Origin of the sequence: Candidatus Protofrankia californiensis (assembly GCF_900634765.1) — a bacterium.
In the GTDB taxonomy this organism is placed as follows: domain Bacteria; phylum Actinomycetota; class Actinomycetes; order Frankiales; family Frankiaceae; genus Protofrankia; species Protofrankia californiensis.
The window spans coordinates 2015-3343 of record NZ_CAAAFT010000193.1; the positions used below are offsets into that span (position 1 = coordinate 2015).

Annotated in this window: 1 protein-coding gene; it reads left to right on the plus strand. The window is 65.7% G+C overall.

Annotated features, from left to right (window positions below; genetic code table 11):
• Positions 1 to 116 precede the first annotated feature (116 nt).
• Positions 117 to 1329, plus strand: a 1213-nt coding sequence (locus tag DD1DGNOD_RS10700) for an IS256 family transposase (protein ID WP_131770019.1), incomplete at its 3' end; no start/stop codon positions are given.

Genomic DNA, 1329 nt, shown 5'->3' on the forward strand with positions numbered 1-1329 from the left:
GTGGTGTACGAAGAGCAACGATCTAGCGACTCGCCGGAGTGTCGGTCCGTGACGTAGAGCGACCACCGCGTGATCCTTCCGAGGACCTGTGAAGAACTCGAGTAAGGAGCAACGCGATGGCCGTACGCCCGACTGTGACCGACACCGAGGGGTTCGGCAAGGAACTCGCCGCGGCGAGTCCGGATCTTCTGGGCTCGATGGTGAAGATGTTCGCTGAAGCGCTGATGAGCGCCGAGGCGGACGGTATCTGCAATGCCGAATATGGGGAGGTATCTCCGGAACGAGTCAACCGTCGGAACGGCTACCGGATGCGCGAGTGGGACACCCGGGCGGGCACGATCGAGCTCGCTGTTCCCAAGCTGCGGTCCGGTTCCTATTTCCCGGAATGGCTCCTGACCCGGCGACGCCGTGCCGAGCAGGCACTGATCTCGGTGGTCGCCACCTCCTACCTGCTCGGGGTCTCCACGAGAAGAGTCGACAAGCTCGTCGAGCAGCTCGGCGTCGCGCACATCTCGAAATCCCAGGTCTCGGCACTGGCGAAACAGCTCGACGCCCAGGTCGAGGCGTTCCGCTCCCGGCCGCTGGACGGCGGCCCCTACCGGTTCGTGCAGGCCGACGCGTTGACGATGAAGGTCCGCGAGGGTGGCCGTGTGATCAACGTCCACTGCCTGCTGGCGGTCGGGGTCAACGGCGACGGGCACCGGGAGATCCTCGGCCTCGACGTCGTCTCCTCCGAGGACGGGGCCGGCTGGCTGGCGTTCTTCCGCGGCCTGGTCGCCCGCGGGCTGTCCGGGGTCCGGCTGGTCACCTCGGACGCCCACGCCGGCCTGGTGGCCGCGATCGGAGCAACCCTGCCGGGCGCGTCGTGGCAGCGTTGCCGAACGCATTATCTCCGGGATTTGCTGACCGCCACTCCGAAATCCTCCCAGCCGTGGGTCGCCACCTTGGTGCGCACTGTTTTCGACCAGGCGGACGCGAACGAAGTCAGCGTGCAGTTCGACCGGGTCGTCGAGGCGCTTTCGGAGAAACTCCCCAAGACCGCCGATCATTTGTCCGACGCGAAATCCGATCTGCTCGCGTTCACCGTCTACCCGCGGGAGATCTGGCGGCAGATCTGGTCGTCGAACCCGCAGGAACGGCTGAACCGGGAAATCCGCCGGCGCACCGACGTCGTCGGTATCTTCCCCGACCGTGGGGCTATCATAAGGCTCGTCGGTGCTGTACTGGCCGAGCAGCACGACGAGTGGATCGAAACCCACCGCTACATCGGCCTGGAAATCCTCGCCAAATGCGACCCGGCGCAGGAATCCCGCGACACACCCGAGATCA